This is a genomic window from Cryobacterium sp. TMT1-62 (assembly GCF_004403145.1).
Lineage (GTDB): Bacteria > Actinomycetota > Actinomycetes > Actinomycetales > Microbacteriaceae > Cryobacterium > Cryobacterium sandaracinum.
On record NZ_SOGZ01000010.1, the window covers coordinates 1 to 23,571 of the forward strand.

Annotated in this window: 24 protein-coding genes; 13 read left to right on the plus strand and 11 right to left on the minus strand. The window is 67.2% G+C overall.

Features of this window, described 5'->3' with window-relative positions; genetic code table 11:
• Positions 1-508: 508 nt before the first annotated feature.
• From E3T34_RS02440 to E3T34_RS02450, 3 genes are all read right to left on the minus strand, one after another.
• Positions 509-2,218: a PKD domain-containing protein gene (locus E3T34_RS02440; protein WP_134342056.1), complete on the minus strand. Its 1,710-nt coding sequence runs from the start codon at positions 2,216-2,218 to the stop codon at positions 509-511.
• Positions 2,219-2,320: 102 nt separating this feature from the next.
• Entirely contained in the window at positions 2,321-3,586 is a 1,266-nt protein-coding gene (locus tag E3T34_RS02445; protein WP_134342057.1) for a nidogen-like domain-containing protein, read from the minus strand.
• Between the two features lie 243 nt (positions 3,587-3,829).
• Entirely contained in the window at positions 3,830-4,732 is a 903-nt protein-coding gene (locus E3T34_RS02450) for an LLM class flavin-dependent oxidoreductase (RefSeq protein WP_104101086.1), read from the minus strand.
• 253 nt (positions 4,733-4,985) lie between these two features.
• Between E3T34_RS02450 and E3T34_RS02455 the strand changes: the two genes are divergently transcribed.
• Both E3T34_RS02455 and E3T34_RS02460 read left to right on the plus strand, forming a co-directional pair.
• Positions 4,986-6,167, plus strand: coding sequence for a M4 family metallopeptidase (locus E3T34_RS02455; protein ID WP_134342058.1), 1,182 nt, complete (start codon positions 4,986-4,988; stop codon positions 6,165-6,167).
• Between the two features lie 10 nt (positions 6,168-6,177).
• Entirely contained in the window at positions 6,178-6,447 is a 270-nt protein-coding gene (locus E3T34_RS02460; protein ID WP_104101085.1) for a protealysin inhibitor emfourin, read from the plus strand.
• Between the two features lie 90 nt (positions 6,448-6,537).
• Here the strand turns inward: E3T34_RS02460 and E3T34_RS15670 are convergent, their stop codons facing one another.
• Positions 6,538-6,801 (minus strand): hypothetical protein, encoded by a 264-nt coding sequence (locus E3T34_RS15670; protein WP_104101084.1) that lies wholly within the window; start codon positions 6,799-6,801, stop codon positions 6,538-6,540.
• 39 nt (positions 6,802-6,840) lie between these two features.
• Here E3T34_RS15670 and E3T34_RS15675 point away from each other — a divergent pair, with 39 nt between their 5' ends.
• The 3 genes from E3T34_RS15675 (at position 6,841) to E3T34_RS02480 (ending at position 8,840) form a co-directional block, all read left to right on the plus strand.
• The gene (locus E3T34_RS15675) at positions 6,841-7,449 is read left to right on the plus strand and encodes a hypothetical protein (RefSeq protein ID WP_166785817.1); all 609 of its coding nucleotides are present in this window, start codon (positions 6,841-6,843) and stop codon (positions 7,447-7,449) included.
• Positions 7,450-7,561: 112 nt separating this feature from the next.
• A complete protein-coding gene (locus tag E3T34_RS02475; protein ID WP_104101082.1) occupies positions 7,562-7,987 on the plus strand; it encodes a pyridoxamine 5'-phosphate oxidase family protein in 426 nt (141 codons plus the stop codon).
• 4 nt (positions 7,988-7,991) lie between these two features.
• Positions 7,992-8,840, plus strand: a complete 849-nt coding sequence (locus E3T34_RS02480) for an SDR family NAD(P)-dependent oxidoreductase (protein ID WP_134342061.1) — start codon at positions 7,992-7,994, stop codon at positions 8,838-8,840.
• Between the two features lie 369 nt (positions 8,841-9,209).
• Here the strand turns inward: E3T34_RS02480 and E3T34_RS02485 are convergent, their stop codons facing one another.
• Positions 9,210-9,845: a DUF222 domain-containing protein gene (locus E3T34_RS02485; RefSeq protein WP_134342062.1), complete on the minus strand. Its 636-nt coding sequence runs from the start codon at positions 9,843-9,845 to the stop codon at positions 9,210-9,212.
• A gap of 345 nt (positions 9,846-10,190) precedes the next feature.
• Positions 10,191-10,610, minus strand: a complete 420-nt coding sequence (locus E3T34_RS02490; RefSeq protein WP_104101079.1) for a hypothetical protein — start codon at positions 10,608-10,610, stop codon at positions 10,191-10,193.
• A gap of 56 nt (positions 10,611-10,666) precedes the next feature.
• On the opposite strand from E3T34_RS02490, the gene E3T34_RS02495 reads away from it, so the two are divergent.
• Entirely contained in the window at positions 10,667-10,963 is a 297-nt protein-coding gene (locus tag E3T34_RS02495; protein ID WP_233191412.1) for a DUF167 domain-containing protein, read from the plus strand.
• A 51-nt stretch (positions 10,964-11,014) separates the two neighbouring features.
• On the opposite strand, the gene E3T34_RS02500 is transcribed toward E3T34_RS02495, so the two are convergent.
• The 3 genes from E3T34_RS02500 to E3T34_RS02510 all read right to left on the minus strand — a co-directional run bounded on the left by E3T34_RS02500 (position 11,015) and on the right by E3T34_RS02510 (position 14,195).
• Entirely contained in the window at positions 11,015-11,386 is a 372-nt protein-coding gene (locus E3T34_RS02500; RefSeq protein WP_104101078.1) for an FKBP-type peptidyl-prolyl cis-trans isomerase, read from the minus strand.
• A 165-nt stretch (positions 11,387-11,551) separates the two neighbouring features.
• The gene (locus E3T34_RS02505; protein WP_104101077.1) at positions 11,552-12,781 is read right to left on the minus strand and encodes a PrsW family intramembrane metalloprotease; all 1,230 of its coding nucleotides are present in this window, start codon (positions 12,779-12,781) and stop codon (positions 11,552-11,554) included.
• A 22-nt stretch (positions 12,782-12,803) separates the two neighbouring features.
• Positions 12,804-14,195, minus strand: coding sequence for an FAD-binding oxidoreductase (locus tag E3T34_RS02510; RefSeq protein ID WP_104101076.1), 1,392 nt, complete (start codon positions 14,193-14,195; stop codon positions 12,804-12,806).
• Positions 14,196-14,384: 189 nt separating this feature from the next.
• Here E3T34_RS02510 and E3T34_RS02515 point away from each other — a divergent pair, with 189 nt between their 5' ends.
• The 4 genes from E3T34_RS02515 (at position 14,385) to E3T34_RS16645 (ending at position 17,437) form a co-directional block, all read left to right on the plus strand.
• A complete protein-coding gene (locus tag E3T34_RS02515) occupies positions 14,385-16,007 on the plus strand; it encodes a DNA-3-methyladenine glycosylase 2 family protein (protein ID WP_134342092.1) in 1,623 nt (540 codons plus the stop codon).
• A complete protein-coding gene (locus E3T34_RS02520) occupies positions 16,004-16,879 on the plus strand; it encodes a fumarylacetoacetate hydrolase family protein (protein WP_233199212.1) in 876 nt (291 codons plus the stop codon). Before E3T34_RS02515 ends, E3T34_RS02520 begins: the two co-directional genes overlap by 4 nt.
• Positions 16,880-16,943: 64 nt before the next feature.
• Positions 16,944-17,156 carry a glycosyltransferase family 2 protein gene (locus E3T34_RS16315; protein ID WP_166790110.1) on the plus strand — a complete coding sequence of 71 codons (213 nt, stop codon included), beginning with the start codon at positions 16,944-16,946 and terminating at the stop codon, positions 17,154-17,156.
• 149 nt (positions 17,157-17,305) lie between these two features.
• The gene (locus tag E3T34_RS16645; RefSeq protein WP_255570905.1) at positions 17,306-17,437 is read left to right on the plus strand and encodes a hypothetical protein; all 132 of its coding nucleotides are present in this window, start codon (positions 17,306-17,308) and stop codon (positions 17,435-17,437) included.
• A gap of 112 nt (positions 17,438-17,549) precedes the next feature.
• Here E3T34_RS16645 and E3T34_RS02530 read toward each other — a convergent pair whose 3' ends face one another.
• Together E3T34_RS02530 and E3T34_RS02535 are read right to left on the minus strand one after the other, a co-directional pair.
• Positions 17,550-17,831, minus strand: a complete 282-nt coding sequence (locus E3T34_RS02530; RefSeq protein WP_134342063.1) for an alpha/beta fold hydrolase — start codon at positions 17,829-17,831, stop codon at positions 17,550-17,552.
• A gap of 438 nt (positions 17,832-18,269) precedes the next feature.
• Complete coding sequence (locus E3T34_RS02535; protein WP_104101074.1) at positions 18,270-19,817, minus strand: amino acid permease; 1,548 nt, start codon at positions 19,815-19,817, stop codon at positions 18,270-18,272.
• A gap of 220 nt (positions 19,818-20,037) precedes the next feature.
• Here E3T34_RS02535 and E3T34_RS02540 point away from each other — a divergent pair, with 220 nt between their 5' ends.
• From E3T34_RS02540 to E3T34_RS02550, 3 genes are read left to right on the plus strand one after another with little or no spacing between them, the layout of a single operon-like run.
• Positions 20,038-21,405, plus strand: coding sequence for a glutamine synthetase family protein (locus tag E3T34_RS02540; protein WP_134342064.1), 1,368 nt, complete (start codon positions 20,038-20,040; stop codon positions 21,403-21,405).
• Positions 21,392-22,207: a gamma-glutamyl-gamma-aminobutyrate hydrolase family protein gene (locus E3T34_RS02545; protein WP_198412254.1), complete on the plus strand. Its 816-nt coding sequence runs from the start codon at positions 21,392-21,394 to the stop codon at positions 22,205-22,207. Before E3T34_RS02540 ends, E3T34_RS02545 begins: the two co-directional genes overlap by 14 nt.
• Positions 22,204-23,565 carry an aldehyde dehydrogenase gene (locus E3T34_RS02550; RefSeq protein WP_104101072.1) on the plus strand — a complete coding sequence of 454 codons (1,362 nt, stop codon included), beginning with the start codon at positions 22,204-22,206 and terminating at the stop codon, positions 23,563-23,565. Before E3T34_RS02545 ends, E3T34_RS02550 begins: the two co-directional genes overlap by 4 nt.
• The last annotated feature ends 6 nt before the right edge of the window (positions 23,566-23,571 follow it).

Consider the following 23,571-nt stretch of genomic DNA (forward strand, 5'->3'; position numbering starts at 1 on the left):
CCGAGAAGGAGGAACCCGCAACCGAACTCGGCGCCCTCAGCGCCTAGAAATCCAAGAATCACGCGGCAGACGCGTTACACCACACATTTGGACTTGACCTCCGTTGGCGAGCAGGGTCAACTCTTGTCGCGGCCCGGTGCTTCGGTGTCCCTGGGTTACGAGGCCATCGACACGAGAATTGCGAATCCAAGTCCCGCGAAAGCCAGTCCGGTTAGGAGTGCGACAAGCACCCGGACTCCACGCTTGGGTGACCAGGGCACCAAGAAAATGGGGAGTCCGATCAGAAATGGAATCGGCGCAAGGTTACCGATCGTGCCGCCGATATCCCGACTGATTCCGAATCCGCCACCTGTACATCCGCTGATTCCGCAGTAGTCCCAGAGTGCGCTGATCAGCAGGACCGAACTCACAACCACTGGAATCGGAAGTGCCCAGAGCAGGTGGAGCCAGGTGCGCTCCTTCGATACAGTTTCGGACACCTACGACCCGCTTTCTTCCCTCAGCGCATTCATTGCGGTACCACCAGCCCTGGTGTGACTACGTTCGCATACGCGATATTAGTGGCACCGCTGCTGGCGAAACAGGCGGCTAATACTTGTCCAGAGAACGAAGCTGGACCGTCGATCTTCGCTTGACCCGCGGCCAGTACTTGGGTGGAGATTTTTGGATCTATGTTCAAGCCCCCGGACGCGGAGATGCCATTGGTTGAGGTGCACGAGGTTGCGTTACCAGTGGCAATCAGCCGAAGCACGTGTGCTTTCCCATCGGCTGATGTCACTTTCAGCCCATTGACGATCCCGATTTTGTCGGCGATGAGGGTCAGATCGGTGGACATGGCTATCTCCATGTTCTGGACTGTGACTGCCGAGCAGCCGTTCACCGATCGGCGAGCATCGACGAGGGTGGGCGTGCTCAACGTGACGATCTTTCCGTTGACGCTGTCGCCACCCGGGCTGAGTGTGCAGCCAGGATTGGCGCTCAACCCGCGGAACCAAGTTGGGGCGTTGTTGGAGGTGGCAGCTGCGTTCATCCACTGTCGCCAGGTCGTATTGACGGGATCGATCCACTCTGTCGGCTTGTAGACAAAGGCGTGGCCGTCGACGACAACGGGTGGGACTGTGGTGTTCGAGGTGATCTGGCCACCTATCGAGCCCAAGGACGCGAGTTGCGTCGTCGATTTTCCATCAATGACGGTGAGCGGACCGCCAGAAGTGAGATTGCCAAGGATCCGCGCCGTGGACTGATAGGACACCTTGCCCGTCACGACAACATTGCCGCCCACCGACGGCGTCGAATCGAATCGCGCATTACCGCCGATAGTTACGTCACCGTCGATACGGCACTCGTTCGTGAAGTATGCGTTACCTGTTGCAATCACGTCGCCCGAAATCCGCACGGTGGAATTGCAATTGCAGTCACCGACGACGCGAACATCACCATTGAGTCCCGGAGTTGTGAAGCTATTCGTGAGCGTCAGCGGGGATTTCACCGAGACTGCGGGTAGAGACCGAGTGGTATCAATGACTGAGGCTGCGGAGCCGAAACCTTCTGCTCCGTCATCATCGGTTGTCACGAGCGCGACCAGGTACTGTCCAGGCTGTGCATATGTGTGTTCAACGATTGCTCCGACCGCGGAGATACCGTCGCCGAAGTCCCACAGGTGGTTCGTAATCGTTCCGTCAGGATCGACGGATGTCGTCCCGTCAAAGGTGAAGGATGGGCCAGAATCGGTCGTAGTAACTACGGCATTGGGCACGCGGTTGAGCTCCGGCATGTCGTACATGGAGAGAGTTACCGGTTCTCCAGCTGGGGATACGTCCTTGCCGAAGGAAGTGACTGTCCACTGCCCAGGCTCTGGGGAGTTGATGTCGTAGTACTCGTAAGTTAGCCCGTTGTCGTGCATGGCACCGTTGTGGCTGGACCGGCTAAAGACCTGCCCGCTCGGGGAGGTGAGCGTCGTCTCAACATCACTGCCACGCCACGCCACGTTCACAGTGAACCTCTTGCCCTGCACCTTGAACACGCGCTGCACTGTTTCTTGGGGGCGGATCTGGTCTGTCGGCTCGATGATCGTGGACAGTTCCTGCTCGATGCGATCGGCCATGAGGCTCTGACCGAGCACGTTCGGATGATACGACTCGGGCGAGAACGGGTCCACGACGCCATTCATCGCGGGTTCAGGGTCGCATAGTTCGTGACCTTCCAGGACATCGCTCATGTTAATCGACCCAACTCCAGCGAGTGAGGTGATTCTCTCGATCGCACTGTTGGCCCGGACGATTCCTGCGTTGATCCACTTCTTGTCTGCCTTGCGTGCGATTTACGCGCACCCCAAGAGATTGTCTGCGGCCTCGGCGGGGAAGAATCGGGGGTATGACACCACTTCGATTCGCGCATAAGGCGCTTTTGCCCTGATGAGCCGATAGAGGTCGAGTAGGTCTTCCCCAACCTGTCCGGTTTCAAGATCCGCGAGGTTTGCCTCCACTTCATCGCCCTGGTTACCAATACAGCTGTAGTTGAACCAGTTGACGATGGGAATCCAACTCTTGATCCCATTTTCAACACAGGATTTGATCGTGCCTCCAAAGTCGAGGTCGTTGCCGCCGATTTTGACCGTCACCAGTCGGGTGTCAGTGCCCAGACTGTCCACTTGGGCGGCTTCGCCTTCCAAGGGGGCACCATCCTCTTCGGAGCTGTAGATCAGGTCATGGATAACGGCGCCTGAACAAGCAACGAAGTCAAGTTGAAGTCGCACCACTTGCCGGTCCACCAGGAGGTTTGGGTAGGCGTTTGCCGAGCGATGACACTTGTTCGTGCCATTGTCCGTTCCACTTTCGTAGCTGTACGCCCCCTCACCGGACTGATAACTATCGCCCATGGCGACATACCGGTCCGCTATCTGGCCGTCAGATTTGACTGGAAAGGTGTAGCGGCCGAGCGTCGCTGAGCCCAAACTGGTGTGCACCAGTCCCACGGGGGATGTGTCGAGGAATGATCCATTCGTTCCTGATCCGGGCAGCTCGGAATAGGAGCCGGGGATCCCCGTTCCGCTCGAGAAACCAACGCGCGCGGATGACCCGCCGAGTCCATCCACTCCGTTACTGGCGTCTCCGGTTTCCCACTGCACACGCCCGTAGTTGAAGACAATGTCAAATGCTCCGAGGTCGGCATCAGGGCGCGAGACCAATAGCAGTTGAAATGAATTTGTCTTGTCTGCCTTCCCAGAGAAGTACCCAACGTTGACCCAGCTGACGCAGAATGCGGCATGCCCCTCGAACGTGGTCTTCCTATATCCGTAGGCGACAGGGTCTGTTCCTGTTCCCCTCGTGTCCACATCCGCAAAGAACGGAGCAATGATCGGCGTACGGGTAGCGCTGAGCCCGAATGGCGTGTACCTCCCACGCGGAGCATCGAAGGTCACGTTCCCGTTGTTGTTAACCCACAGTGGATGAAGCCGTGCTTGCGGAAGACTTATACAAACAACATCGGGCGACAATTGCGAGTGTTGAGTACTTGTCAGTCGCGGCCGGCTGGAAAGAGCAAATACGAGCTGAATTTGAGGCAGAACGTGAGGAAGGCCAGCCATGAACCAACTAGTGAGTTGGATGCTCTAAACGAGTTCATTGACCGTGCCCCAATATCGTAGAGGCGTTGCCGGTGCTCGCATAGCCAAGATGGCAGAATCGCACCCCCGCACGGCAGGTCAAGCAGCCAATCCGTGCGAGGCTCAGTGCTTCCCTGCACCGCGCACGAGGGCAGCTAGGACTGCTTTGGGAATCGTTTATGTTAGCTTTTCTGCGCCGGCTCTGCGGGGTCGGTTCTTCTCAAACTATTTTCCGGCCCGGGCGCGCTGCCGGCTGATCACGGCCGCAGCCCGGTGCAGAACGGCCTCCGTTCCGGCGTAGATGCCGGCCGCTCGCGGCCAGTGGCTGATCACGTCGGTGAAGCCGAGTTCGCCGGCCCGACCTACGGCATCCTCGAACGCTCCGATGCTCTGCAGGGAGAAGCAGCCGCCGCTGTCGAGAGACAGGTAACGGTCGATGGTGGCCGGGTCCCTGCCCGCGACGACTGCCGTGTCCTCCAGCCGGTGCATGAGGCCGGCTACCGCCGCCCACCAGTCCTCGCCCACGACGCCGTCCGCTCCCGTCGTCACCCAGCCGGAACCGAACGTCGTGACGAGGCGCAGCCCTTTGGGCCCGTTCGCGGCGATGACGAACGGAACCCGCGGCTCCTGGGCCGGCACACCGACCATTCGCGCGCCGACCGCCCTCGCCCACTCCCCCTCGAAGCTGATGCCGCCGCTGCCCGGTTCCTCGTGGCGCAGCAGCCGGTCGAGGGCCGTGACGAACGCGGCGAAGCGCTCGGACCGCTGCTTCGGGGTGTACTCGGGCTGCCCGAGCACGGTGGCGTCGAACCCGGTACCGCCTGAGCCCACCCCGAGCAGGAATCGCCCGCCGGCAATGTCGTCGAGGGTGGCGATCTCCTTGGCGAAGGTCACCGGATGCCGGAAGTTCGGTGATGAGACGAAGGTACCCAGCCGGATCCGCGAGGTGACGACCGCCGCGGCAGTCAGCGTCGGGACGGTCGCATGCCAGGGCTGGTCGGCCAACGACCGCCAGGACAGGTGGTCGTAGGTCCAGGCGTGGTCGAAGCCGAGCTGCTCAGCGCCCTGCCAGCGACGGCGGGCCTCCGGCCACGATTCCTGCGGGAGAATGACGATTCCGAAGCGCATGCTGAGAGTCTACGGAAGGCCTCCCACCGGCACCTTCTCGCCCGGCGCGCACGGTGCTATTAATGGGACTCGAGCGGCGTTCCTGATTTCTCAGGCAGCGGGTCGGCCGCTGATGACACCAGACCCCCGTGGCGGCACCCGGCCCACGTTCCGGATGCCGCCGCGGGCCTTCGCTCGGGTCTCAGGGGCGCGGCACACGGGCTAATCAGGAATTTCTGTGGTGCGTGTCACCGCCGAGTGCCACACTCGACCCATGACAGGCTCATCGCACGGCTTCTCCCGGTGCACTATCGTGCCGCCGTATCTGCTGGTGCGGCTGGCGCGGGTCGACGATCCCCGGCTCGCGGCCGCGGCCGAGGCAGCCAGACGGTCTCTGATGCGGGACGTGCCGATCCGGGAACTGCGCGCGGCGGCGCATCCGACGCCGTCGTCGTCGGTCCACTCCGGTGTGCGCGGCGGAGCGGCCGCCCGGGTGCGCGGGCACGTGGACCGGGCCGTGTCGGATGCCGGCGGCCTGGAACGACTGCCGGGCCGGCTGGTCCGCCGCGAGGGCCAGCCCGCCGGGGCCGATCTCGCGGTCAATGAGGCCTGGGCGGGGCTCGGAGACACGCATTCCCTGTTCTGGAACGTGTTCGAGCGCGACTCGATCGATGACCGCGGTGTGTCGCTGGAGGCGACCGTGCACTACGGCCGCAACTACGACAATGCGTTCTGGGACGGCGAGCGCATGGTGTTCGGCGATGGCGACGGCCTGGTCTTCAACCGTTTCACCGCGTCGCTGACGGTGATCGGGCATGAGCTCACGCACGGGGTGACCCAATTCACGGCCAACCTCGCCTATGAGGGACAATCAGGTGCGATAAACGAGTCCCTGTCGGACGTGTTCGGCTCGCTGGTGGAGCAGCGCTCCCTGGGCCAGTCAGCCGCCGAGGCCGGCTGGTTGATCGGCGAAGGTCTCTTCACCGACCAGGTGCAGGGGGTCGCGCTGCGCTCGCTGAAGGCTCCCGGCACCGCCTACAACGACGATGCTCTCGGCAAGGACCCCCAGCCCGCGGACATGACCGGCTACATCGAAACCGAAGACGACAATGGCGGGGTGCACTTGAACTCGGGCATTCCGAACCGGGCGTTCTACCTCGTGGCCACAGCTCTCGGCGGAAACGCCTGGGAGACGGCCGGCCAGATCTGGTTCGACACCCTCACCTCCGGCACGCTGGGCCGCACCGTGGACTTCGCCGGGTTCGCGCGGGCGACCTCGCGGGCAGCGGTCACGCGCCACGGCGCCGGTTCCCGAGAACACGAGGCCGTGATCGCCGGCTGGACCGCCGTCGGCCTCGGCGGCGGGCTCGGCACCGTATCCCGGCCCCGGTCCGGCACTGGCCCAGGGACCGGCGTCGGTCGCGCCACCGTCGTTCCTGCCCCACGGCCGGAGTAATATCGGCCTCATGAAGGTCGTCGTTTCGCGCAGCGGTGGCTTCGCCGGCATCCGAACCACCTGGGAGGTCCAGGTGGAGGAACAACCCGACCGGTCCGCCTGGGCGGAACTTCTTCGTGGGCTGCCCTGGGACGAGGTATCCGCGACGGCTCCGCAGCCGGACCGCTACGTCTACCGCATCCGTTGCGCACCCCACGAGGTCGTGCTCAGCGAGCAGCAGGTCTCTGGGCCGTGGAAAGATCTTATTGACCGGGTCAGAGGCGTGAACGAAGGGCACTGACCCGTTCTCCGTTGTCCTGGCCTGAGAATCCCCTGTTAGAGTAGATCAACTAAGGGGGCCTCCATCGCAAATCTGCTGGCTGTTAAAACTTCACGTTCTTTCTTCAGTGCTTCTGCACTGAACCGTTCGCTTGTTCTGGCCCTCGGCCTTTTCCTCGCGGCCTTCGTCCTGACCGCTTCGCCGGCGGTTTCCGCTTCGGCTGCTCCGGTCGACGGCACCGTCGAACAGTGTAACGATGTCGCCGGAGTCGGCGGCGGCACCGGCGCCGTCGAATGCAGCGTCACGGTCGACAATTATCTCAATCTTGCCACCGGCGCGACCAGTTCGACCACCAGCACCGTCGTCAGCATCCACGCGGCGAACACCGAGGTGCAGCCCCCCGCAGCGACGGTCGTGAACTCTTCGAAGCTGATCCACACGATCACCCAGTGCAACGGCTCGATCAACGTCGGCGGCGGTAACACCATCTGCACGGTGACCGTGAACAACCACATCACCGGTGCGACCACGGCATCCCCCGCCACGGTCAACCAGTGCGTCGGCTCCGGAGCCAGCACGGCACTCGACTGCGTGCCGCTTGAGAACACCACCGACGCGACCGTCACCCAGTGCAACAACGCCGGGAACGGCGGCGGCGCCGATGTGCTCTGCCGGGTGAATCCCTCGGCGACGGTGACGACCGACGTGCCCATCACTGTCAACCAGTGCAACTACTCCAGCAACGGCGGTGGCTCGACCGTGGAGTGCGCGACCGAGCTCAACACGATCGTGCATGCAGCCGAGGTCACGCCGACGCAGACACCGACACCGACCGAGACACCGACCCCGACCGAGACGGCCCTCCCGGTCGCCGCCGACACGATCACGGCCGCTCCCGAGCTGGCCGCGACCGGCGTCGACTCGGCCTCCCTGCTGATCTCCGCGGCTGCAGGCGCCCTGCTGCTGGGACTCGGCGCGCTCCTCGCGCTTCAACGCACCGTCGTACGCCTCCGTCGGGACTGATCCGACTCGCTGTCAGACCGAAACGCGCCTACCGCCCCTCGGGGAACGGTGGGCGCGTTTTTCGTTGCCGGCACCTGCTCGCGCCGGGCCGGACCGCGTGGGACTATGAGTCATGGAAACCAACGACCTGTATCCGGTTCAGAACCTCAGCGAGGACGACTGCTGGGATCTTCTGATCTCGTCCAGTTTCGGAAGACTCGCGATGAGCATTTCCGGTGAGCCGGACATTTACCCGGTGAACTTCGTCTCCGCAGACCGGCGGCTCGTTTTCCGCACGGCCGAGGGTACGAAGCTCCTCGAGCTCACGGTGAACAACCGGGTCGCCTTCGAGATCGACGGCATCGGTCGCAGCGAGGCGTGGAGCGTCGTGGCGCGAGGCGAGGCCCGAGTTCTCGACAAGCAGGCCGAGATCGAGGCCGCGGATCAATTGCCGCTGCGCCCGCTCATCCCGACCCTGAAGTACATCTACGTCGAGATAACGCCGACCAGGATCACAGGCCGCCGGTTCCAGCTCGGCCCGGAACCCGACCGGTACTAGAAGCGTGACTCACGCACCGGACTCCAGCGTCGTTCTGATCACGGGGACCTCCTCCGGTATCGGACTCCACGCCGCCATCGCCGCGGCTCGCGCCGGCCACACGGTGGTAGCCACCATGCGCAACCTCGAGGGCGCCCGCGCTCTGCGGGGCGCGGCCGCCGACGCGGAGGTGAGTCTCGACATCCGTCGCCTGGACGTGACTGAATCGCAGGCGGCCACGGATGCCGTGGCCGGGACCATCGACCGGCACGGCCGGCTCGACGCGCTCATCAACAACGCCGGGTCGGGGAGGCTCGGCACCATCGAGAACTCAACAGTCGATGACGTTCGCGCCGTAATGGAGGTGAACTTCTTCGGGGTGGTTGCCCTCACACGGGCCGCGCTCCCCCTTCTCCGGGGCAGCACGGGCCGGCTGATCACCGTCTCGAGCGTGGGTGGAGCCATCGGCCAGCCCTTCAACGAGGCGTATTGTGCGGCGAAGTTCGCGGTGGAGGGATTCATGGAGAGCCTGGCCCCGGTGGCCGCCACGGCCGGTGTGTCGGTGACGGTAGTCGAACCCGGCGCCGTGACATCCTCGTTCGTCGCCAACGTCGGCCGGGACCTCAACCAATCCGGCTTGGCCAACGACCCGTACGCCGCGGCACTGGAGGCGTACCTGGCCCGCGCGGCGTCATCCTTCGGCTCGGCCCAGTCGGCCCGGAGCGCCGGCGAGATCGTCGCCGCCCTGCTCGACGGCGACCGCCCACCGTTTCGGGTGCAGACATCGGAGGCGGCGCGCCAGTTCGTGGCGGCCAAGCTCGCCGACCTCGACGGCGGAGTCGTGCAGCGGATGACGGCGACCTGGCTGGTCTGACGTCGGTCCCCGACTGATGAACGTGCGCCCGATCGAGAGCACCACCCCGGTCTCCGGATGGGTCAGGATTCGGATGAAGCCGGGCGTCCCGGCCGCAATCTCGCGTGCGGTATCGGGGTCGATCGGCCCGGACCCTTCGAAGTGGCTGGGTTGCTCGGGGTGGCCGAGGAGTGTCATCACCGGGACGGTGACGTGCACCGAGCCGCGGATGCCCTGGCCGACCCCCGATGCGGTCACCCCGTCGAGGATGAGGTCTTCGAACACGTCCCTCCGAAGCTGGGTCAGCGTGCGGGTGTCGTTCGGGCCCTGCAGGCTCATCCCCATCACGGTGAGGCGGTCGTAGCCGGCCTTCACTTTCTCCGCCGAGTCCTACCAGGAGCGGGATGCCATCCCGTCGGCCTCGGGCTCGAAGATCACCGTCCGGTCCGCCACCGACTTCTGGTACCGGGCCGCGATCGACCCCGGGTGCAGCCGTTCCCGCATGATCCGGGCCTCGTTCTTCAGGTTGGCCACCGTCAGGTGCGGGGCCGACTTCAGCAGGGTCTCCTCGAACCCGGCCAGGGCCTCGGCGTGGAGCGACCAGGCCTGGTTCATGATCGCCTGCGCATGCCGGTAGGTGATCGACCCGTCCTGCAGGACGGCCCGGGTGCCGGGCAGTTCATTTATCAGGGTGCGGCTCTCGGCGATCAGGGTTTCGGTCGAGCGCACCGGCAGCCGCAGGGTGCAGGACAGTTCGGTCACGAACTCGCGTTTGGCGACCTGTGCAGCGTGCCACCGGGTGCGGGGCATCCCGGTCGCGACCCCGGCCACTGCCGGGGGTCCCTCCCTGGCCTTGTCCTTGGCTGCCCGGGCCGCGTTTCGGGCCAGGGCTTCGGCGAACCGGCGGGCCTGATCGACCTGTTCGGCCAGGCGGGCGTCAACCCGGGCGGCGTCCGCCTGGGTCTCCCGGATGGCGTCGAAGTGACGATCCAGGCGTTCTCGCCGCTCACTGTAGGAGGGCTTCATGAGACACACGTTACGGCTGACCACTGACATTCCATGCTCCAGATCGGCACCCGTCAGCGCCCCGTGGATAACCTGATCAAACCCTTATTGTGGAGGAGTAGAAGCAGCCGTCGCCGGGCCCGCAGCGGGCATCCGTCAATGGGCGCGCAGCACGCATCCGTGTCTCGTGAACTCGGAGATTTTCGGGAAACGCCGGTTGTGATGGCCTGGGGTGCCCGTCGTGTCGCGAAAATCTCCGAGGCTGGCGACTTCGACCGCAACGGATGCCCCGGGCGAACCTCTGGAGGTCGACGCACCGGGTCTCGACAGGCTCGACCACCGGCGGAGCCGGCGAGAGGGTGGGTGTCAGGCGAGGGAGTCGGCGGACAGGCTGATCAGACGCAGGAGCGCGTTGCCGTAGGCATCCGCGGGGTCGGCGGCGTCGAAGAATTCCGGCGCCCCGTTCAGCGCCACCGTCACCCGGTAGCTGTCCTCGCCCTGACGGGTGAGCGAACGGAAGGTGCTCCGCAACAGGTCGCGCAGCTGGTCCTCACGCGGCATCCACAGGGCATCCTCGAGGGCCAGTGAATCAAGGGCCCACTCGGTGGTGCCGTTGAAGCCGAGGATCGTTCCCGTGTCGAACTCGTGCGGCTCGATCGTCATGTCACTGACCGTGAACACGTCGCTTTCGAAGCCGGAGCGCTCGATGCGGAAGGCGTCACCGGAGACGGGACGCCACTGCAGACCGGCTTCGGCCAGGGCCCGCGCACTATCGATTGAGATCATGAAGACGACTCCGCCCACTAGCGTTGTGAAGAAAACTATATTCCCGGAGGACCGGCGTGACGCGAACGGTGAACCTGACGGTGCATGTGAAGCCCGGTAGTCGGAAGGGACCGCTGGTCTCCGGGGGAGAGCCGGGCCGAGAGCCGGGCCGGGAGCCGGGCGACGACGCGTCCCATGCTCCGACGGATGCTGCGCTCACCGTGTTCTTGCAGCAGCGGGCCGTTGAGGGTGCCGCCAACGATGCGCTGGTGAAGCTGCTGGCCAAGCACTTCGGCGTGTCCAAGAGCGCGGTGACCATCGTGCGCGGCCACGCCTCCCGGATCAAGCACGTGCGAATCGAACACGACTCGTAGCAATGCGCGACTCGCGTAGCGACTCGCACGTGCTTCCGGCACTGCGGGTTTCTAGCGGGTTCCGAGCAGGTCGATCACGAAGATCAGGGTCTGGCCGGAGAGCTGGTGTCCTCCGCCGGCCGGTCCGTAGGCCAGGTGCGGAGGGACGACCAGCTTGCGGCGTCCGCCGACCTTCATGCCGGGGATGCCCTGCTGCCAGCCCGCGATGAGCTGAGCAAGCGGGAAGTTGATCGACTGCCCGCGGCTCCAGGAGGAGTCGAATTCATCTCCGGTGTCATAGGCGACGCCGAGGTAGTGCACGTTGACGGTGGCGCCGGGGGTTGCTTCGGCTCCCTCGCCGACCACGATGTCGGTGATGGTCAGTTCGGTAGGCGCGGGGCCCTCCGGAGCGTCGAGTTCGGGCTTGGTGTTTTGATCAGTCATTCCTCTATCCAATCGGATTGCGCGCTCGCCCGCACACCAAAAATTCCCCCTTGCGCGAACGCGGCCGTCGGGCGCACCATGGGAACAGAACTCGCCGCTCCGGGAGAGTTGTCGGCACTGCCACACCACCGGGGCGGCGAGTCCTTGTTCGTCAGGGCATCAGAGTCAGTTGATCACGCCGGCACGGTCGCGCTGGATCAGCCCCAGCAGCTCCGATTCGTCGGCCCGGTCGACGTTCGCGGCCGTACCGTTCACCATGCGCTGTCGCGCGAAAGCCAGGCGGGTGGAGTTGTGGATGAAGTGGTGCATGGCCCGCTTCCGGGTTTGGGGCTGCCGCGCGGCCCAGGATCGAGCCTGCCGACGGCCATCGCGGGTGGCGAGCATACCCACCTCGGCCGGGCTGAACCAGCCGGCCGCGGCATACTCGCTCAGCCGGAGCACGGTGACGCGTTCTTCCTGGCGCCGCAGCAACACGACAACCATGATCGCGCCGAGGAACAGAGGCACCTGCACGGCGAGGTAGTACGCCACCAGCGAGCCACTCTCGACCAGGTAGAACGCCCCGTTCCAGACGGAGTGCAGGAAGATCGCCGAGACGAATCCGAGCAGAATCGTGGCGAAGGCCGGGAACGGCCGGAACCGGACCGCCAGCCCGCACGCAATGCCGATGCAGGCAGTGAACATGACATGGGCGAAGGGCGACAACACCCCCCGCACCAGGAACGTGAAGCCCAGGTTCTCGGAGCCACCCTCCATCATCGCCACACCGAAGTATTGGATGTTCTCGGTGAAGGCGAATCCGGCCGCGACCGTCGCGGCATAGACCACGCCATCGACCGGGCCGTCGAATCTCCGACGCAGCACCCAGAAGAGCAGCAGCACCCCGGCGCCCTTGGCGGCCTCCTCGACGAGGGGCGCCTGGAGGACGGCGGCGGCGAAACCGTCATCCGTTTCGGTGGCCCCGGCGCCGGCCCGGGCCAGCTGCACGCCCAGGTCGAAGAGCAGCGCGGTCACGATGGAGACGCCGGCGCCCCAGAGAAACGCGAACCAGAGGGCCGGGCGGGGTTCGGGCTCCCACCGATCGATCCAGCCCACGGCGAGCAAAATCCCGATCAGTGGGATGAGTGCCAGGATGAGGCCGACCAGCAGCGTGCCGGCACCGAGGAAGGTGGCCAGGTAGACGAACACCAGCAGCAGCGCGGCGCCCCCGATGACGAGGCCGGTGACCGTGAGCGTGACGATGCCCGCCCGGGTGCGACGAACGGGGGCGGTCCAGACGGGCTGCACCGGCTGGGCCGCGGGCTGCACCGAGGCAGGCTGGGCCGCGGGCTGGGTTCCGGCCGGATGAGAGTGTGGGGCGGCGGCGGAGTGCTCCGGGGTCGGCTCGTGGGTCATGCCCAACAGACTAGCCGCGCGCTCACGCCTCGAACATGGTGCCCGGGTTGAGGATGCCCAACGGGTCGAACGCCGCCTTGATCCGGCGCTGCAGGGCGAAGCCCGTGTCGCCGAGCTCCTCGGCCAGCCAGCGCCGCTTGAGCACGCCGACCCCGTGCTCGCCGGTGAGCGTGCCGCCGAGTTCGAGCGCGGCACGGAAGAGCTCGTCGGCCGCCAGCCAGACCGCCTCCGGCACGACCGGCTCCGCGCCGCCCCGGGCCGGATCGAACGGGATCAGGAAATTGGGGTGCAGATTGCCGTCTCCGGCGTGGGCCACCGTGGGGATGGGCAGGCCCGTGCGGGCGCTGATCTCAGCGATCCGCGCGAACATCTCGGCCAGCCGGGAGCGGGGCACGCAGACATCCTCGATCAGGACCTCGCCGTGAGCGGCCAGCGCCGGATGCGCGGCCCGCCGCACGGCCAGCAGTCGATCGGCGGATTCGGCGTCGGTGGAGACGCGCACCTCCCCTCCCGCGGCCCGCAGCACGGCCACCGCCTGGTCCGCCTCCGCCTGGCTCGCCGGCCCATCCGTCTGCACCAGCAGGAACGCTCCCCTAGTCGGAACTCCCTCGAACAGGTTCGGCCCGAGGTACGCCGCGATCAGGGCCAGGGCCACCGGGTCGATGAGTTCCATCACGGCCGGGCGCAGCCGGGCCGCCGTGACGAGACCGGATGCCGCGGCCGCCTGGGCCACGTCGGGGAACGTCGCGCCGATCGTGACGGTCTCACCCAGGGTGATGGCGCGCGCCCGCACGGTGGCCTCGACGATCACGCCGAGGGTGCCCTCCGAGCCGGTGAGCAGGGCGGTCAAATCGTAGCCGGTGACGCCCTTGACGGTGCGGTGCCCGGTCTCCAGCAGGCTCCCGTCGGCGAGCACCACCGTCAACGCCAGCACCGCCTCCCGGGTGACGCCGTACTTCGCGCAGAGCAGCCCACCCGCGTTGGTGGCGATGTTGCCGCCGACCGAGGAGATCGCCCGGCTTGCCGGGTCCGGCGCGAACCACAGCCCGTGCGCGGAGAGGGCCGTGTTGAGGTCGCCGTTGAGCACGCCCGGCTCGACCACGGCCAGTTCATCCTCCGGGCGGATCTCGAGGATACGGTTCATCCGCTCGACGCTCAGCACGATGGCGCCGTCCGTGCCGCACGCTCCCCCGGCCAGGCCCGTTCCGGCTCCGCGGGTGATCACCGGCACGCGAAACTCGGTCGCGATGCGCAGCGTGGCCTGCACCTGGTCGACGGATGCGGCGTAGACGACCGCCAGCGGCATCCCCGGGGCAACCCAGCCCGATTTGTCGCCCCGAACGGCCGCGAGCCGGCGCGGATCGACGCTGACGTGGGTGCCGAGTTCGGCCTGCAGACGCTCCAATGCGGTCATGCGCCCAGAGTACCGGGCCGGGTGCCGGAGGGCAGGCCCGGACACAGGCCGGCATGGCCCGCGGCCGCTGCGGCCGGCACCGGCGATGGCCGATTCCCGCTGGTGCGCCCGGGCTCGCGGTGGCAGGCTGGCCGGGTGACCATCCCTCCTGCCGGGCTCGATCCGGTCTTCTTCGAGCGCTACCGGGCCATGTCCTCCCGAGACTCCCGCTTCGACGGTCAGTTCATCACGGGCGTGCACTCCACCGGAATCTACTGCCGCCCCAGCTGCCCGGCGGCCACACCGAAGCCGGCCAATGTGTCGTTCTATCTCACCAGCGCGGCCGCGCACGAGGCCGGCCTGCGGGCGTGCAAACGCTGCCTTCCTGATGCCGTCCCCGGGTCGCCGGACTGGGACATCCGTGACGACCTCGCCGCCCGCGCCATGCGCCTGATCAGCGACGGCACGGTTGAGCGGGAGGGCGTGCCCGGCCTCGCCCGCCGCCTCGGCTACAGCGAACGGCACCTGACCCGCGTGCTCGTGACCGAGCTGGGCGCCGGCCCGCTCGCGCTCGCCCGGGCGCACCGCGCGCAGACCGCCCGCGTGCTGCTGGCGAGCACGGATGTCCCGATCACCGAGGTCGCATTCGCCGCCGGTTTCGGCAGCGTGCGCCAGTTCAACGACACCATGGCCGTCGTCTACGAGCGCACCCCCACCGAGCTGCGCCGCGCCCGTCCCGCCCGCGCCCAGCCCCGCGCCCAGCCCCTCGGCGTCGGCGGGGTCGGTGAGGCCGGCTTCGGGGTCGGTGACGGGACGGGCATCGACCTGCTGCTGCCGGCGCGCGCGCCGTTCGACGGGGTGGGGGTGCTGCGGTTCCTCGCCGCGCGAGGCCTCGCGGGGGTGGAACAGGCGACGGATGCCCGTTACGCGCGCACGCTGCGCCTGCCACACGGACCCGCGACGATGGAACTGACCCTGTCGGGAACGGCGGCCGCGCCAGCCGTCGCCTGCCGCGCCCGACTGGCCAGCCTCGCCGACCTCGCGCCGCTCGTCAGCCGGGTGCGGCGCCTGCTCGACCTGGACGCGGACTCCCGGGCGATCGACCTGGCGCTCGGGAGGGACCCGCAACTCGCGGCCGGAATCGCGGCCACCCCCGGCATGCGCGTGCCGGGCAGCGTGGACCCCGAGGAGACCCTGTTCCGCGCGCTCATCGGCCAGCAGGTCTCGGTGGCCTCCGCCCGAACGGCACTCACCCGGCTGGCCGCTGCGCTCGGCGACGACGTGTACCCGGGTGCAGGGGACAGCGACAGCAGCGCCACCACTGGCACCAGCGGCACCAGCGTCACCACCGGCACCAGCCAAAGCCTCTTCATCCACGACTCCACCGCCGCTCCCCTGACCCGGCTGTTTCCCACCGCCCAGCGGATCGCAACCGAGGGCCGCGGCGTGCTGCGCGGCCCGGCCGCGCGCATCGACGCGATCATCGGCGTGGCGGAGGCGCTCTGCTCCGGCGATCTGGTGCTCTCCTACGGGCAGACCCGGGAGGATCTTGAGTCCCGTCTGACCGCCCTGGCCGGGATCGGACCGTGGACGGCCGGATACGTGGCCCTGCGCGTGCTGGGCAGCCCGGACATCCTGCTGACCAGCGACCTGGCCCTGTTGCAGGGCGCCGGGCGGCTCGGCCTGCCCGCGGAGGCCCGGCAACTCGCCCGCCACGGTGCCGCCTGGGCGCCGTGGCGCAGCTACGCCGGCATGCACTTGTGGCGCGCGGCAGGCGCCGCGGCTACCCCGCGCACCGCGACCCCTCCCGGGCCAGATAGCCTGAACAGGTGAAATTCGCCCACCTGAGAGTTGAAGGTCAATCCACTCCGCGGCTCGCCGCCGTCTTCGACGACGCAGCGCTGTTCCTCGACGAGATCATGGACGACGCCCCCCGCGATCTGCAGGACCTGATCGAGAAGGACTCTGACGAGTACAACCGGGTGCGCGCCCTGAGCCAGAACGCCGCCGCGCAGGGAGCAACGCTCACCCCGCTGGGCGAGCTGCGCTACTCGTCGGCCGTGCTGCGTCCGCCTCAGATCATCGCGATCGGCGCCAACTACGCCGCCCACTCCTCCGAGCTGGAACTGCGCGTCGAAACGGCCGCGACCGTGTTCTCGCTCTGGCCCAACTCGCTCACCGGGCACGAGTCCACGATCACCTGGCCGACCGATCTGACCAGCCAGGTCGACTACGAGGCCGAGCTCGGCGTGATCATCGGCACGGCCGCACACCACGTGTCGGTGGCGGACGCTCTCGACCATGTCTTCGGCTACACGGTCGTCAACGACATCACGGCGCGCGACCTGCAATTCTCCGAGGCGCAGTGGTCGCGCTGCAAGTCCTTCGACGGTTTCACGCCCACCGGGCCGGTCGTCATCACGGCAGACCAGATCGCCGACCCGCAGGACCTGTGGCTGACCACCCACGTCGACGGCCGCATCCTGCAGGACGCCTCGAGCGGCGACATGGTGCGCTCGGTCGCCGAGATCATCTCCTACCTCTCCAAAACCTCGACCCTGCTGCCGGGCACGCTCATCTCCACCGGCAGCCCGGGCGGCGCCGGCTACAGCCGCAAACCTCCGGTGTTCCTGCGCGACGGCTCGACGGTCACGATCACCATCGACAAGATCGGGTTCCTCACCACGCATTGCCGCGCGATCTGACCGTGACCGCCAGATGGAGGATCAATGCGACAGCTCGCTGCGGGCGGGAAAGGAGGCAGCGACGATGACGATCTCGGTCGTGATCCCCTGCTACAACGACGCCGCCCTTCTCCGAACCTGCCTCGCGGCTTTGGCCCGGCAGCAGCGGGTGCCCGACGAGGTGATCGTTGTCGACAACGCGAGCACGGATGCTTCGGCAGAGATCGCTCTCTTCGGGGGTGCGCGGGTCGTGCGGGCGACCCAGCGGGGCATCTGGCCGGCGGCGGCAGCCGGCTAGGATGCGGCATCCGGTGACGTGATCGCCCGTCTCGACGCCGACTCCGTGCCGCCAGCCGACTGGCTGGCGCGGATCGAGTCCGCGCTGGCGGAGTCCCCCGGGAGCGACATGGTCACCGGCCCCGGCGATTTCTACGGCTACGGCCCCTCGTGGCCTGGTTGGGCGGGACCTTCTACATCGGCGGATATTTCTTCTGGATGCCGTTCTGGCTGGGGCACCGGCATGCCGCCCGGTACGCGGTGCGGCGCCACCGGGCCGGGCGTCCCACGATCGGGCACTGACCTGTTTCGCGGGGGCATCGGATCAGCCCGCCGGCCTCCGGTTCAGCCGGCCGGCCAACCTCCGGTTCAGCCTGCTACCAGCCGGATCAGCCTGCCGAATCGGCCCGCCTGATCAGCCAGCCGCCCGGTAAAGCGCGGCGAGGGCCAGCTCCGCGACGATCCCGGCGATCGAGTAGCCGAGCACGTGCACCGGGGTGGGCCCTGCGTCGGGGAACACGATCAGGTCGGCCACGAACGGGGCGTAGTCCCAGGGCTCGGTGCCGCCGGGCCCGGCCGCGCACGCCTGGTAGTGCCCGGCCAGGTCGTGGCTCTGCACGAAGTAGCCGGCGTCGGCCAGCAGCGGGGCCAACAGCACGAAGTCTTCCTTGGAGCCGGTCGCGCCGGGCAGCAGCACGATTCTCGGAGCGGCCGGGGTCGCCCAGCTCGAAGGCGGCGAGGTTCCCGCTCGGCGCCGGGAACCAGAAGGCGCGGCTGCCTGCGGGCAGCACCGTCCAGTCCCGGCCGGGGAGGGTGTGGTCGCGCAGCACCATCACATCGGCCGGGTTCCCTGCCGGCCGAGCGGCCGGCGCGGAACCCGGCCGGCCGCGGGAACGCCACTCCCAGACGCACATGGCGTCACGGTAGCGCTCCCGCCCCGCAGCCCGAACGAATTCGACGGAGATTTTGCCGAAAACGGACCTCACCACGTCGAAATGGCCGTTTTCCCCGAGAATCTCCGTCGAATTGGTTCAACACCGGCAGGTCGCTCCGCCTGTGCTGAACAGCGTCCACGCGGGTGCGTCAGCTCTGACCCGCGGAGGGCGACCCAACCAATCGATCGAAACTCGTTCGGCTACGGCGCGCGCTGGTCGTCCCGGCCGTCGAGCGCGAGCAGTTGCTCCTCCACGGCGCCGCCGTAGCCTTCCTTCTGCGGGTCGCCGTGCAGGCCGCCGGACACCGCGTATTCCTCCTCCGGGGAGAGCACGAGGCGCTTGCGCCCGTAGAGCGCGAAGATCAGCAGCATGACCACGTAGACCACGGCGATGGCCGCGATGGCCGGGCGGGCCGGCTCGTTGATGAAGAACCCGAAGAAGATCGCCAGCGAGAGGATGCCCGCGATCACCGCCCCGGGTACGCCCCACGGGCTGCGGTAGGGCCGGTTCGCATTCGGGTACTTTCGGCGCAACACGACGAACGAGATCATCTGCAGGATGTAGGCGATCACGGCTCCCCAAACGGCGATGTTGAGCACGATCGCCCCGGCCACGCCGCCGGCGCCGCCGAGCGAGTCGACGAGGATCAGGGCCACGAAGCCGATCAGGGCCCCCACGAGCAGCGCCACCGCCGGAGTCTGGCGGCGGCCGGTCAGGGAGAGGAATTTCGGATAATAGCCGGCCCGCGACAGTGAGTACATGTTGCGCCCGTACGCGAACATGATGCCCTGCAGGGAGGCCAGCAGTCCGACCAGGGCGAACAGGGCCAGCACAGCGGCCGCCTCGTCGCCGACCATCGCCCGAAAGCCGTCGAGCAGTGGCTCCCCGGCGGTGGCGATGTTCGAGGCCCCGACTATCCCGGTGTTGAGCACCAGCACCAGGAGCCCGGTCACGATCAGGGTCGTGCGGGCGATCAGACCGGCTCGCGGGATGTCCCGCACCGGGTCGTGGGATTCCTCCGCGGCCAGCGGCAGCTCCTCAATTCCGAGGAAGAACCACATGGCGTAGGGCAGGGCGAACAGGATCGGCACCACGCCGAAGGGCAGGAACTCGGACTGGCCGGCCTCCGGGGCGATATCGAAGAGGTTGTCCACACTGAAGAGCCCGGAGAAGGCCGCCATTGCCGAGAACACCAGCAGGATGCCGATGGAGATGATCGAGACCACGATCGCGAATTTGAACGAGATCGCGGCGCCGGCCGAGTTCAGGCCGATGAATACGGCGTAGAGGATGGCCCACCACGCCCAGGCGGGCAGTGAGACTCCGAGCAGCTCACTCGTGATGCCGTCGGCGTAGGACGCCGAGAAGTACACGATCACGGCGGTGGTCGCGACATACTCAATGGTCTCGGCCAGGCCGGTGACGAAACCGCCCCAGGGCCCGAGCGCCGCCCGGGCGAAGGAATAGGCGCCGCCCGTGTGCGGCATGGCCGACGCCATCTCCCCGATCGCGAAGATCATGCCGTAGTACATGACGATCAAGAGGGCGAAGGCGATCAGCATTCCGCCGAATCCAGCGAAATCGATGCCGAAGTTCCAGCCCGAGAAATCACCGGAAATGACCGCGGCGACGGCGAGTCCCCACAGCCCCCAGATCCCGGCGCTGCGGCGGAGCTTGCGTTTCTCGAAGTACCCTGCCTCTGCCGTCGTGTAGGTCACGCCCGAGACGTTCAAGGTGTCTTTGGACATCCTGGATTCCTTTGCGTTCTGGTTGCGCAACTCAGCGATCGAGCGGCAACTCCGGGAGTTTACGTTGGCATGACTATAGGGCTCCAATGGTGGCTTGTACATACCTTTACATGCCCGATTCCTGAGTCGAGCGAAACAAAAATTGGCCGTCACACAGCGCTCGATCTGTGGTCTAATGGTCGAATGTTCACCCTTTGACCGGCTCGATGAGGAGAAGTTGATGACACCCCGCTCCGGAAATCTCTCGCTTGAGGACCTCACCTCCCTGGTTCGCGGCGGCGACATCGACACCGTCGTCGTCGCATTCACCGATATGCAGGGGCGGCTGGTGGGCAAGCGGGTTTCCGCGCGGCTCTTCCTGGAAGACGTGGCCGGCCACGGCGCGGAGTGCTGCAACTATCTGCTGGCCGTCGACGTGGAGATGAACACGGTGGACGGCTATGAGATGTCGAGCTGGCGACGCGGCTACGGCGACATGGCCATGATCCCCGACCTCGCCACACTGCGACGCGCGCCCTGGCTGCCCGGGGCCGCCCTCGTCACCGCGGACCTGCGGTGGCTCGACAAGTCACCCGTCGTGGCGTCACCCCGCCAGATCCTGAAAACCCAGCTGGCCCGGCTGGCCGACCGCGGGCTGGTACCCTATGTCGGCACCGAGCTGGAGTTCATCGTCTTCGACGACGGCTACCGGGAGGCGTGGAAGAAGGGCTACCGCGACCTGACCCCCGCCAGCGATTACAACATCGACTATGCGCTGCTCGCATCCACCCGGATGGAACCGTTACTGCGGGACATCCGTAACGCCATGGACGGCGCCGGCATGTACTGCGAGGGCGTCAAGGGTGAGTGCAACCTGGGCCAGCAGGAGATCGCGTTCCGCTACACCGACGCCCTGGCCACCTGCGACAACCACTCCATCTACAAGAACGGCGCCAAGGAGATCGCGGATGCCCACGGCAAGAGCCTGACCTTCATGGCCAAGTTCAACGAGCGGGAGGGCAACAGCTGCCACATCCACATCAGCCTGCGCGGCACCGACGGATCCGCGGTCTTCGCCGACAAGGATGCCGATCACGGCATGTCGACGCTGTTCCGTCACTTCCTCGCCGGCCAGCTCGCGGTGATGCGCGAGCTGACCCTGTTCTCGGCACCGAACATCAACTCCTACAAGCGCTATGTCAGCGGCAGCTTCGCGCCGACTGCGATCGCCTGGGGGCTCGATAACCGCACGTGCGCCCTGCGCGTGGTGGGGGCCGGCCTCGGCCTGCGGGTGGAGAACCGAGTGCCCGGCGGCGACGTGAACCAGTACCTGGCCGTGGCCGCACTGATCGCGGCCGGCCTCTACGGCATCGAGAACGAACTCGAACTCGACGATGCCTTCGTCGGCAACGCCTACGAGAGCGGCGCCGAGCGGGTGCCGGCCTCGCTGCGGGAGGCCACAGCGCTGTTCGCGACATCCACGATCGCCCGGGAGGCATTCGGCGACGAGGTCGTCGATCACTACCTCAACAACGCGCGGATCGAGCTGGAAGCCTATGACGCGGCGGTGACCGACTGGGAGCGGGTGCGCGGCTTTGAGCGCCTCTGACCCCGGCACCGCACCGCGCCCCGGTGCCGACCCGCGCCCCGTGATCGGCCTGACCACCTATCTCGAGCAGTCCCAGACCGGTGTCTGGGACGTGCCGGCCGCCTTCCTGCCCCAGGCCTATTTCGACTCGGTCATCCGCGCGGGCGGCATCGCCGTGCTGCTGCCGCCGCAGCCCGTGGACGCGGCCATTGCCGACCGGGTGCTCGACGGCCTCGACGGCCTGGTCATCACCGGCGGCAAGGACGTCGATCCGGCGCGTTACGGTCAGGCCGCCCACACGAAAACCGACGAGCCGCGGCGGGACCGTGACGCCTGGGAGCATGAGCTGATCCACCGGGCCATCGACCGGGAGCTGCCGCTGCTCGGCATCTGCCGCGGCGCCCAGATGCTCAACATCGCACAGGGCGGCACCCTGCACCAGCACCTGCCCGACGTCGTGGGCCACGGCGGCTACCAGGCCGGCGGCGGCGTCTTCAACATCGTGGACGTGCACGTGGAACCCGAGTCGCGGCTGCACGGGCTGCTCGACGCCCTGGACGTGCCGCTTCCCGTTCCCGTCTACCACCACCAGTCCATCGACCGGATCGGCGCCGGCCTCACCGTGTCCGCACGCACTCACGACGGGGTCGTGCAGGCCGTGGAACTCACCGATGTCCCGTTCGGGCTGGCCGTGCAGTGGCATCCGGAACAGCACGACGACCTACGTCTCTTCGCGGGCCTCGTCGACGCGGCCGCCCGCTACCGGGCGGCCCGTGACCACGACCACGACCACGACCACGATCAGGAAAGGGACACCCTGTGAGCAGCTACACCGTGATCAACCCGGCCGACGAGACCCCAGTATCCGTGGTCGAACACCTCGACACGGATGCGACCGATGAGGCCGTCTCCCGGGCGGTGGCCGCGCAGCGGCTCTGGTCCCGGGTGGCGCCGGCCGACAAGGCTGCCGTTCTGCGCCGCTTCGCGGAGGCCGTGGACGGGGACCGGGAGAACCTGGCCCGCATCGAGATGGCCAACTCGGGGCATCCGATCATGCAGGCGCGCTGGGAGGCCGGCCATGTGCGCGACGTGCTGACTTACTACTCGGCCGCCCCCGAGCGACTCTTCGGGCGGCAGATCCCGGTGTCCGGCGGTCTCGACGTGACCTTCCAGGAACCGCTGGGTGTGGTCGGCATCATCACCCCGTGGAACTTCCCGATGACGATCGCGGCCTGGGGTTTCGCTCCCGCCCTCGCGGCTGGCAACGCGGTGTTGCTGAAGCCGGCGGAGTGGACGCCGCTCTCCAGCATCCATCTGGGCGTACTCGCCCGGGAGGCCGGCCTGCCCGAGGGGCTGTTCCAGGTGCTGCCGGGCCGCGGATCGGTGGTCGGCGAACGGTTCGTGACGCACCCCCAAGTGCGGAAGGTCGTCTTCACCGGGTCGACGGATGTCGGCAAGCGGATCATGGCCGGCTGCGCCGCCCAGGTCAAACGGGTCACCCTGGAACTCGGCGGCAAGAGCGCCAACATCGTGTTCGCCGACTCCAACCTGGAGAAGGCCGCCGCCACCGCACCCTCCGGGGTGTTCGAGAACGCCGGCCAGGACTGCTGCGCCCGTAGCCGCATCCTGGTGGAGCGGAGCGTCTACGACCGATTTCTCGAGCTGCTCGAGCCGGCCGTCGCCGGTGTGCGGGTGGGTGATCCCGCCGACGAGAGCACCGAGATGGGCCCGCTCGTCTCGGCCGCGCACCACGCCGCGGTCTCGGCCTATGTGCCGGAGGGCTCCCCCGTGGCCTTCCGGGGCAGCGCCCCGACCGGACCGGGTTTCTGGTTCCCGCCGACCGTGCTCACCCCGGACTCCCGCACGGACCGTTGCGTCACCGACGAGATCTTCGGACCCGTCGTCACCGTGCTGCCGTTCGACGGTGAAGACGACGCCGTGAACCTCGCCAATGACACCGACTACGGCCTCTCCGGATCGATCTGGACCCGCGACGTGGGCCGGGCGATCCGAGTGGCGCGGGCCGTGGAATCCGGCAATCTGTCCGTCAACTCGCACTCCTCCGTGCGCTACACGACTCCATTCGGCGGCTTCAAGCAGTCGGGCCTCGGCCGGGAACTGGGCCCGGACGCCCCGTTGTCGTTCACCGAGACCAAGAACGTCTTCATCGCCGTCGACTAGACGCCA

Excerpts from the sequence above, each read along its gene's own strand:
- E3T34_RS16315 (WP_166790110.1), top strand. The coding sequence starts at position 16,944 with ATGACGATCTCGGTCGTGATCCCCTGCTACAACGACGCCGCCCTTCTC.
- E3T34_RS02490 (WP_104101079.1), bottom strand. The coding sequence starts at position 10,610 with ATGATCTCAATCGATAGTGCGCGGGCCCTGGCCGAAGCCGGTCTGCAG.
- E3T34_RS02440 (WP_134342056.1), bottom strand. The coding sequence starts at position 2,218 with ATGAGCGATGTCCTGGAAGGTCACGAACTATGCGACCCTGAACCCGCG.
- E3T34_RS02535 (WP_104101074.1), bottom strand. The coding sequence starts at position 19,817 with ATGTCCAAAGACACCTTGAACGTCTCGGGCGTGACCTACACGACGGCA.
- E3T34_RS02450 (WP_104101086.1), bottom strand. The coding sequence starts at position 4,732 with ATGCGCTTCGGAATCGTCATTCTCCCGCAGGAATCGTGGCCGGAGGCC.
- E3T34_RS02460 (WP_104101085.1), top strand. The coding sequence starts at position 6,178 with ATGAAGGTCGTCGTTTCGCGCAGCGGTGGCTTCGCCGGCATCCGAACC.
- E3T34_RS02455 (WP_134342058.1), top strand. The coding sequence starts at position 4,986 with ATGACAGGCTCATCGCACGGCTTCTCCCGGTGCACTATCGTGCCGCCG.
- E3T34_RS02485 (WP_134342062.1), bottom strand. The coding sequence starts at position 9,845 with ATGAAGCCCTCCTACAGTGAGCGGCGAGAACGCCTGGATCGTCACTTC.
- E3T34_RS02505 (WP_104101077.1), bottom strand. The coding sequence starts at position 12,781 with ATGACCCACGAGCCGACCCCGGAGCACTCCGCCGCCGCCCCACACTCT.
- E3T34_RS02475 (WP_104101082.1), top strand. The coding sequence starts at position 7,562 with ATGGAAACCAACGACCTGTATCCGGTTCAGAACCTCAGCGAGGACGAC.
- E3T34_RS02510 (WP_104101076.1), bottom strand. The coding sequence starts at position 14,195 with ATGACCGCATTGGAGCGTCTGCAGGCCGAACTCGGCACCCACGTCAGC.
- E3T34_RS02540 (WP_134342064.1), top strand. The coding sequence starts at position 20,038 with ATGACACCCCGCTCCGGAAATCTCTCGCTTGAGGACCTCACCTCCCTG.
- E3T34_RS02445 (WP_134342057.1), bottom strand. The coding sequence starts at position 3,586 with ATGGCTGGCCTTCCTCACGTTCTGCCTCAAATTCAGCTCGTATTTGCT.
- E3T34_RS02500 (WP_104101078.1), bottom strand. The coding sequence starts at position 11,386 with ATGACTGATCAAAACACCAAGCCCGAACTCGACGCTCCGGAGGGCCCC.
- E3T34_RS02515 (WP_134342092.1), top strand. The coding sequence starts at position 14,385 with ATGTCCTCCCGAGACTCCCGCTTCGACGGTCAGTTCATCACGGGCGTG.